9 protein-coding genes and 1 pseudogene are annotated in these 8,308 nt (G+C 38.8%); 8 read left to right on the top strand and 2 right to left on the bottom strand.

The window, feature by feature from the left end:
• The 3 genes from ABIQ28_RS02295 to ABIQ28_RS02305 form a co-directional block, all read left to right on the top strand.
• On the top strand, positions 1-443 hold a 443-nt coding region (locus tag ABIQ28_RS02295), incomplete at its 5' end, for an SGNH/GDSL hydrolase family protein (RefSeq protein ID WP_348035134.1).
• A gap of 167 nt (positions 444-610) precedes the next feature.
• Positions 611-2,119 carry a F0F1 ATP synthase subunit beta gene (gene atpD, locus ABIQ28_RS02300; protein ID WP_348035135.1) on the top strand — a complete coding sequence of 503 codons (1,509 nt, stop codon included), beginning with the start codon at positions 611-613 and terminating at the stop codon, positions 2,117-2,119.
• 77 nt (positions 2,120-2,196) lie between these two features.
• On the top strand, positions 2,197-2,472 hold the full coding sequence (locus ABIQ28_RS02305) for a F0F1 ATP synthase subunit epsilon (RefSeq protein ID WP_348035136.1): 276 nt from the start codon (positions 2,197-2,199) through the stop codon (positions 2,470-2,472).
• A gap of 294 nt (positions 2,473-2,766) precedes the next feature.
• On the opposite strand, the gene ABIQ28_RS02310 is transcribed toward ABIQ28_RS02305, so the two are convergent.
• A complete protein-coding gene (locus ABIQ28_RS02310; RefSeq protein ID WP_348035137.1) occupies positions 2,767-4,554 on the bottom strand; it encodes a peptidase M61 in 1,788 nt (595 codons plus the stop codon).
• Between the two features lie 116 nt (positions 4,555-4,670).
• Here ABIQ28_RS02310 and ABIQ28_RS02315 point away from each other — a divergent pair, with 116 nt between their 5' ends.
• The 5 genes from ABIQ28_RS02315 to ABIQ28_RS02335 all read left to right on the top strand — a co-directional run bounded on the left by ABIQ28_RS02315 (position 4,671) and on the right by ABIQ28_RS02335 (position 7,997).
• A complete protein-coding gene (locus ABIQ28_RS02315) occupies positions 4,671-5,816 on the top strand; it encodes a pyridoxal phosphate-dependent aminotransferase family protein (RefSeq protein ID WP_348035138.1) in 1,146 nt (381 codons plus the stop codon).
• The gene (locus ABIQ28_RS02320; protein WP_348035139.1) at positions 5,813-6,265 is read left to right on the top strand and encodes a DUF2007 domain-containing protein; all 453 of its coding nucleotides are present in this window, start codon (positions 5,813-5,815) and stop codon (positions 6,263-6,265) included. Before ABIQ28_RS02315 ends, ABIQ28_RS02320 begins: the two co-directional genes overlap by 4 nt.
• A 113-nt stretch (positions 6,266-6,378) precedes the next feature.
• Positions 6,379-6,504, top strand: coding sequence for a hypothetical protein (locus tag ABIQ28_RS02325; RefSeq protein WP_348035140.1), 126 nt, complete (start codon positions 6,379-6,381; stop codon positions 6,502-6,504).
• A 75-nt stretch (positions 6,505-6,579) separates the two neighbouring features.
• A complete protein-coding gene (locus ABIQ28_RS02330; RefSeq protein WP_348035141.1) occupies positions 6,580-7,443 on the top strand; it encodes a cupin-like domain-containing protein in 864 nt (287 codons plus the stop codon).
• A gap of 62 nt (positions 7,444-7,505) precedes the next feature.
• Positions 7,506-7,997: a DUF6646 family protein gene (locus tag ABIQ28_RS02335; RefSeq protein ID WP_348035142.1), complete on the top strand. Its 492-nt coding sequence runs from the start codon at positions 7,506-7,508 to the stop codon at positions 7,995-7,997.
• 198 nt (positions 7,998-8,195) lie between these two features.
• Here ABIQ28_RS02335 and ABIQ28_RS02340 read toward each other — a convergent pair.
• A pseudogene (locus ABIQ28_RS02340) lies at positions 8,196-8,308 on the bottom strand (recombinase RecX); the annotation flags it as partial.

Here is an 8,308-nt window from a genome sequence, read left to right on the forward strand (position 1 = left end):
GACAAGCCACAGCAGGTGACTTATTTGTTTTGCCTGTATCTTCATTGATACCGCTAGGTTACGGAACTCAATTCCCACTTGAGGACAAATGGGTTTTATTACCAAGTGAGCAAGATGAAGTCGCAAATGCAATTGCTGCTTTCAATTCAGCTATTTCTGCTACTGCTAGTGAAGCAGGATTAGCATTCGTTGATGCTAACGCATTATATCAACAATTGGCAAATGGTGGTATCACGACTGGTAACTTTAAGTTGACTTCTCAATTAGTACTAGGTGGTGCCATTGGCTTAGACGGTGTCCACCCAACGGCAAGAGGATATGCTTTTATTGCAAATATGTTTATGCGCGCCATTGATACAACCTACGGTTCAACTTTTGAAGCTTCAGGTAATTTCGTAGATGTTGGTGATTATCCAACAAACTATCCAGCGACGTTGCAATAATATTATTGACAATTATTTAATAAAAACACCTTCTGTTTGAAGGTGTTTTTTTATACGCAAAAAACAGATAAATAGACTTTTATTTTAAATTAAATACTATATCTTTGCAGCGCGAAAAAAGGATGTTTTTCGTATTTAAATTTCAATTCAACATTAAACATATACTAATGTCAAAAGTTACAGGTAAAGTTGCACAAATCGTTGGTCCGGTGATTGACGTGGCGTTTGAAGCAGGTTCAAAGCTTCCGAAAATCTACGATTCTTTAGAAATTAAAAGACCTGACGGTTCGCTATTGGTATTGGAAGTTCAATCCCATATTGGTCAAGATATGGTTCGTACCATTGCTATGGATTCATCAGATGGTTTGAGCAGAGGCACTGAAGTTGTTTCAACAGGTGCTCCTATACAAATGCCAATCGGCGAGGATGTTTACGGACGTTTGTTTAATGTAATTGGAGATGCGATTGATGGATTGGGCGATTTGCCTAAAGCTGGTAATGCTGGTTTACCTATTCACAGACAAGCACCAAGATTTGAAGATTTGTCAACCTCTACAGAGGTTTTATTTACTGGTATCAAAGTTATCGATTTGATTGAGCCTTATGCAAAAGGTGGTAAAATTGGATTGTTTGGTGGTGCTGGTGTTGGCAAAACAGTATTGATTCAAGAGTTAATTAATAATATTGCTAAAGGTCACGGCGGACTTTCAGTTTTTGCTGGCGTTGGAGAACGTACTCGTGAAGGAAATGACCTTTTGAGAGAGATGTTGGAATCAGGTATTATAAAATATGGTGACGAGTTTATGCATTCTATGGAAGAAGGCGGATGGGATTTATCTAAAGTTGATAAAAATGTGATGAAAGAGTCTAAAGCGACCTTCGTGTTTGGACAGATGAACGAACCTCCTGGAGCACGTGCACGTGTGGCACTATCTGGATTAACAATTGCAGAGTATTTCCGTGATGGAGATGAAGATGGCGCAGGTCGTGATATCTTATTCTTTATTGATAATATTTTCCGTTTTACACAAGCGGGTTCTGAAGTATCGGCGTTGTTGGGACGTATGCCTTCTGCGGTAGGTTACCAACCAACTTTAGCTACAGAAATGGGTACCATGCAAGAACGTATCACCTCCACAAAAAGAGGTTCCATTACATCAGTACAAGCGGTATATGTGCCTGCGGATGATTTAACCGATCCTGCGCCTGCTACAACCTTTGCCCACTTGGATGCCACTACCGTATTGTCCCGTAAAATTGCAGAACTTGGTATTTATCCTGCAGTAGATCCATTGGATTCTACCTCACGTATTTTATCAGCTGCCATTTTAGGAAAAGAACATTACGATTGCGCTCAACGTGTAAAAGAGTTATTGCAACGCTATAAAGAATTACAGGATATTATTGCTATTCTTGGGATGGAAGAACTATCGGAAGAAGATAAAATGGCTGTAGGACGTGCAAGACGTGTTCAACGTTTCTTGTCACAACCGTTCCACGTTGCTGAGCAATTTACAGGGATTCCTGGAGTATTGGTTGATATTAAAGAAACTATCAAAGGATTCAACATGATTATGGATGGTGAATTAGATCACTTACCGGAATCTGCTTTCAACCTTAAAGGAACCATTGACGAGGCTATCGAATCTGGTGAGAAAATGCTTGCTGAAGCCTAAAAATAAGTTTAGAGTTAAGAGTTATGAGTTCAGAGTTGACTCATAACTCATAACTCATCACTCATAACTACAAAAAAATGTATTTAGAAATTGTATCCCCAGAAGCTTCACTGGTTAGCGGTAATGTCGAAAGCGTTACGGTTCCAGGTGTTGAGGGTGAATTCCAAATGTTGAATGGTCACGCGGCCATTGTTTCACTTCTTGGAAAAGGAAAACTAAAATTCAAAGGCAATGCAACCATTGCAGAAAGCCACGCGAGTAGCTTTACTCAAGAAAATGGAAGTTGGGTTATAGAAATCAACAGCGGTACTGTTGAAATGAAAGACAATAAAGTGATTGTATTGGTGGACTAATCAAGACGATCTTATTACAAATAAAAAAATCACGCCCAAAAGCGTGATTTTTTGTTTTCTACCAATGTCTGATTAAATTATATTCGAGGATACATGAGATTTGAAACATTATCGGATAGCGGTTACCAATTTATATTTTCAGAAAGGTTTGTAAAAATAATAGTATTCGGTATTATTTAAAACCCTTAAATGAATAGACTCATTGTCCACTATTTTATAAGAATGTCAGACTTCAAAAATTTTTCTTTATACTTTGTACTTCATACTAAATACTTTGTACTCTCCTCACGCGATCTATACTTTCGAGTTTAACCAACCTGCCCGTTTCTGTTTTATCTTTTTAGTAAACTCTTTGGAATTGCCATCCAACAATTTCATCCCATAGGACACCTCTGTCGAAATGGTAAGCGGTATTTCTTTTTGATCTTTAAAACGATCAATCAATACCAAGACCTCTTCGCCAACCTTAAACGCACTTAAAACCGCATTGACGTCCATAGTTTCATCAAGTGCAATCGCTCCGATCTTAAGCAGCTTATCTCCTTTTTGAAATCCAGCTTTATAGGCCGAAGATCCCATTTTAGGATTGCTCATAATTTTTTGATTTCTGACGATGGCTCCAAAATCGATGTTAATTTTCGTTTCCAAAGTCACGCCAACCTGTTTTAAAAGTTGCTCGTAATTTGGCATCCCACTTTTATAGATGTAATTATTAAAGAATTCATCGCCAAAGGCCTTTCCTGCAAAAGTGCTTAAGGTTTGATGTAAATCCTCAGCCGTATAAGGGATTTCAGGTTTTCCAAAGTTCTTCCACAATAAGGTCATATAGTCATCCAGATTAAGATTCTTTTCTCTCAAGGATAAATCCAAAGCCAGTCCCAGCATACTACCATAAGAATAATAGGAAATAAAGGTGTTTTCCCGATTGGTTTCATCTACCGATCGTGCCGCATCCGTAAACGGCGCTTGGTAACTCATTCCAATAGGATTGAAAAATTGACGCGCTGGTGACGTCCATACGTAATTGAAGGTTCTTGTAAGTCCTTCAAGATATTTCTCTTGACTTATAATGCCAGATCTGACTAAAGACAGATCATCAAAATAGCTGGTAAATCCTTCAGCAAACCACAAATCGCCACTCATATTTGCTCTTGAAAAATCAAAAGGCTCCAATGATTTTGGACGCAAACGCTCCACATTCCAAATATGGAAAAATTCATGAGCAACGGTGCCAATATTTGTTTCGATACCGCCATTCGACAAACTTCTCGAGCTCGGAATTGCAGTTGAATTCCGATGCTCCATCCCATCTCCAGTTGCATTCGGCATATAGCAGCCCAAAAAAGTATATTCGCCATAATCAAAAGTTGGCAATTCGCCGAAGATCTGCATTTGTTCTAAAACTATCTTTTTGATCTTTTCAAAATAAATATCAATCTGTTGTTCTGTGGCGTCATCATCATGCAGTATAAACGTAATGGTCTGCCCCTTTACATCAAAAGAACGTTTTCTAAAGTTTGCAATCTCCACCGGACTGTCCATCAAATATTGAAAATCTTTTGCGTAATAGGTCGTACCGTATTGATGTTTGAGTTGGGTGGCAATCTTCCAATTGAAATCCTCTCGAACATCAAAAGTCACTTCCATTTCTTGGGCTTCAAGTTCTGGAACATAGACGAGTGTTGCCGGCATATTCAAATGCGCATGCGTTTCATCAATCTGGGCATACGTACCATCGCCATGATTGCCAAATAAAGTATAACTGACATGAATGGTGCCGTCCTTGTTTTTAACGCTCCATGATGACGGATTTGGCCTAGTGACCTCGAGTGGATTTCCTTTACCATCGGTAACCTTCACATTGTACACGTTTTTTGCGAATTCGTGCAAAGCGTAGCGACCTGGTGAAGAACGGGCCATAGAAAACTCGACAGCGTCAGATTGCAGATTGGTAAATGAAGCCTGAATTGTCGCTTCATGATGTACGGCATTTTCAAAGGAAATAGTATATTTTGAAGAAATTTGCGCTTGAAAAACGAATGAAGACAAAATAAAGGTCAAGGAGAATAGAATACGAATCATAATTAGCGTTTTTGATTCCCAAATATACGATGTTTTTGATTTTCCTATCTTTCTGAGACCTCATAGTCTCGTCATTTCAAGATTGAAATCCTGAACGGTCTTCGTATATTTACATCATGATTCCGAAAAAACTTCAAGACCAGTTAGATGCTCGCAATGCTGAAATCACTTTCAGAGCATTGGATATGCCACAACTATTGGTGGATTTTGCCTCCAATGATTATTTAGGATTTTCGATGTCCAATGAGATTTTTGATCGGACCCATTATTATTTGGAGAATGAGTTCATCTTTCAAAATGGCTCCAAAGGCTCCTGGCTTTTATCGGGTAATCATCAACTTTATGCCGAAGTAGAAGAGCTCATTTGTGAAACTTATCATTGCAATGCCGCCTTAATCTTTAATTCTGGCTACAATGCCAACCTAGGCTTCTTTTCTTGCGTCCCTCAACACGACGACATCATTTTTTATGATGAACTGATCCATGCTTCAATACGGGATGGAATAGCCATGGGCGAAGCAAAAGCTTTCGCCTTCAAGCATAATGATTTGGAAGATTTAAAGCGCATTTGCCAAAATGAACAACCGCATTTTACTGAAAACACAGAAGTTTATATTGCTACGGAATCTGTGTTTTCAATCGATGGGGACACGCCCGATTTAGTGGCTATAGCCGATTTTTGTGAGCTCAACAAGTTTCGATTGATTGTTGACGAAGCGCACGCCATAGGTGTTTTTGGAAAGGAAGGTGAGGGTTTAGTGCGTAGTTTGGGAATTGACAAGTCTGTTTTTGCGCGATTGATCAGCTTTGGAAAAGCCTTAAGCTCACATGGTGCTGCCATTTTGGGAGATCAAGGACTGATAGACTATCTTATCCAGTTCTCAAGTCCGTCCAGCTACACCACGGCTATTGCTCCTCACTCTCTAATGACCATAAAAGCGTCCTATAAAGAATTGGAACTTACACACGCCATAAAAAAACTGAACCAGAACATTCGTTTTTTTAAAGAAAAACTAAAAGAAAATCAACTCGAAAAGTATTTTACAGAAAGTAATTCTGCTATTCAATGCTGTACGATTTCCGATAGTGAAAAGGTCAAAAAAATTGTTCGTCATCTTAATGAAAAAGGCTTTGATCCTGAGCCAATTTTCTCCCCAACAGTACCCAAAGGTCAGGAGCGCATTCGTTTTTGTATCCATGCGTACAACTCAGAAGATGAAATTTCAAAAGTGTTGTCGCTCTTAGCACCCTTTTTCTCATGAAAAATGAAACCTTTACAACAGTGGCTGTATTTCAATATTCTTCGGAAGCGCAGATTATCAAAGGCAGATTGGAAGCCGATGGCATCGAAGTTTTCCTGACGGATAACCTGACCATTGATACCGATCCGTTAGTTAGCCGCGCCATTGGTGGCGTAAAGTTGAAAGTCCTCTCCTATCAAGCAACAGAAGCCAAACAGATTTTAAATGCCATCAAACCGTATTCAATTGATGATGAAAGTGAGACTATTCATTGCCCCAATTGCAAGAGCATGCATATCGAACTCTTCTCCACCATTAAAGATGCGAAATCACTTTTTTCATTTATTTATGGCGTTTTATTTTCTTCGCTTCCTTTTCACACGAAACATAGATACCGATGTGAAATGTGTGATACGGAGTTTGATTTAAAGATGAAACGTATTTCGCCCACATTAAGAATAGAACGCTGACCTGCCCGTCCGTTCAGGCGGGTGACGCAGATTGAGCTGCTTTTTAGCGTATTCTTTTAATAGTTATTATTTAAAATTGCATAATAACGACCAACATTCAAATGAAGGATTCTTTGGCTTTAACAAACGAAGCTCCAAAAACAGCAGAAGTTGTGTTAGGGATGGAAGCGACATCCTTTTTGCTTTTTTTCAAAGCAAAAAGATATAGCGGACAGCCCGACCACGCCTTAGCGGGGTAACACCCAAATATTTAACATTCATTTTAAAACAATTAGTTTCGATTCCTTAACTTAGCGCATCTAAATCATAGCGCATTGGCACTAGAACTGCAAGACATTCCTCGCGTAAAGACTATTACCAAGGAAGATTTTTTGAAATACTATTTTAAACCTCAAAAACCTGTGGTTATAGAGCGTTTTATTGAAGATTGGCCAGCTTATGACAAGTGGCGGCTTGACTATATTAAAAAGATTGCGGGAGACAAGATCGTGCCGCTTTATGATGACCGCCCTGTGAGCCATAAAGACGGATTTAACGAGCCGCATGCCAAAATGAAAATGGCAGATTATATTGATCTTTTAAAACGTGAGCCGACTAAGTTTCGGATTTTTTTATGGAATGCCCTGAAAGAAGTCCCACAGTTACAGGAGGATTATTCCTATCCCGATTTTGGCCTTAAGTTGATGAAAGGTTTGCCTATGTTGTTTTTTGGCGGCGAAAACTCGCACACCTTTATGCATTACGACATTGATTTGGCTAATATTTTCCACTTTCATTTTGAAGGCAAAAAACTCTGCATTCTGTTTGATCAAAAACAGAACGATTATCTCTATAAAATTCCACATTCACTGATTACTCGTGAAGACATTGACTTTTCAAATCCGGATTTAGAAAAATGGCCCGCGCTTAAAAAAGCAAAAGGCTATAGGACAGAATTGAACCACGGCGAAGTATTATACATGCCCGAAGGCTATTGGCATTATATGAAATACATCACGCCTGGGTTTTCAATGAGCTTGCGCGCCATTGCCCGAAATCCAAAAAACTTCGGTCAAGCGGTTTATAATATTTTGATCATGCGCCATTTTGATACTATGATGCGCAAGCTAAAGGGTCAAAAATGGATTGATTGGAAAAATGAAAAGGCAATTAGCAGAACACTCAAGAGTTCAAGCTAAAAGCAAATGCTTTTTAAAAAACATGTTTATCTTTGCCCGAAATTATAATTAAATAACTTACAATGAAAAAATTAATTGTACTCATAAGCATTTTAAGCGTTTCTTTTGCGAATGCACAGGCTTTTAAAGGCAATACCGACAACAAGTTGCAAATTGGCGCCAACTTCCAGGATAAGGCAACAGGAATTAATGTAAGCTATGATTATGGTCTTGGCGAAAATATCTCTGTAGGTGTTTCGGGTGCCTATGCCTTAAGTATAAAAGAAGGATTGGACGCGAGTTTTGGCGACCGTGTGGATCTTAAAGGTCGTTTTAATGCACACTTAGGAAGTGTTTTAAACATTGATGAAAACTTTGACCTTTACCCAGGCTTAAACCTTGGTTTAAAGAATTTTGGTGGTCATGTTGGGGCACGTTTTTTCTTCTCAGAAGGTTTTGGGATTTTCACGGAAGCTGTGTTTCCACTAGCCAGATACAAAACCAATATCACAAATCCGGCGGACTATATCCACAACCAATTTGTGATGAATGTTGGTGCGACGTTTAGCTTATAAAACCTCAGCATAGTTGATATTTAAAACTGTATTGTTCTTAGGAATGGTACAGTTTTTAGTTTTAAGGGTTTAAGTGCGCAGTATTCAGTCCTCAGTTGGCAGTCTTCAGTTGGTAGTCTTCATTATTATGGAATTTGATCACTTTCAAATTTATCCCCAGTTCCTCACTCCTGATACCTCACATCTAATCCCTATTGCCTAATACCTATAAAGCTCATTGACCTTATCATACACCAAATGGCTTTCCCAACCTCTATAAAGGAGGTAATCGGCTAGTTTTTTTCGTTTCTTTAAAAGATTGGTCTCTTTGA

This window comes from Gelidibacter sp. (assembly GCF_039916245.1).
Classification (GTDB): domain Bacteria; phylum Bacteroidota; class Bacteroidia; order Flavobacteriales; family Flavobacteriaceae; genus Gelidibacter.

Bases quoted from the DNA above. Each gene is read 5' to 3' on its own strand.
- atpD (WP_348035135.1), top strand. From the start codon at position 611: ATGTCAAAAGTTACAGGTAAAGTTGCACAAATCGTTGGTCCGGTGATT.
- ABIQ28_RS02335 (WP_348035142.1), top strand. From the start codon at position 7,506: ATGAAAAAATTAATTGTACTCATAAGCATTTTAAGCGTTTCTTTTGCG.
- ABIQ28_RS02320 (WP_348035139.1), top strand. From the start codon at position 5,813: ATGAAAAATGAAACCTTTACAACAGTGGCTGTATTTCAATATTCTTCG.
- ABIQ28_RS02315 (WP_348035138.1), top strand. From the start codon at position 4,671: ATGATTCCGAAAAAACTTCAAGACCAGTTAGATGCTCGCAATGCTGAA.
- ABIQ28_RS02305 (WP_348035136.1), top strand. From the start codon at position 2,197: ATGTATTTAGAAATTGTATCCCCAGAAGCTTCACTGGTTAGCGGTAAT.
- ABIQ28_RS02310 (WP_348035137.1), bottom strand. From the start codon at position 4,554: ATGATTCGTATTCTATTCTCCTTGACCTTTATTTTGTCTTCATTCGTT.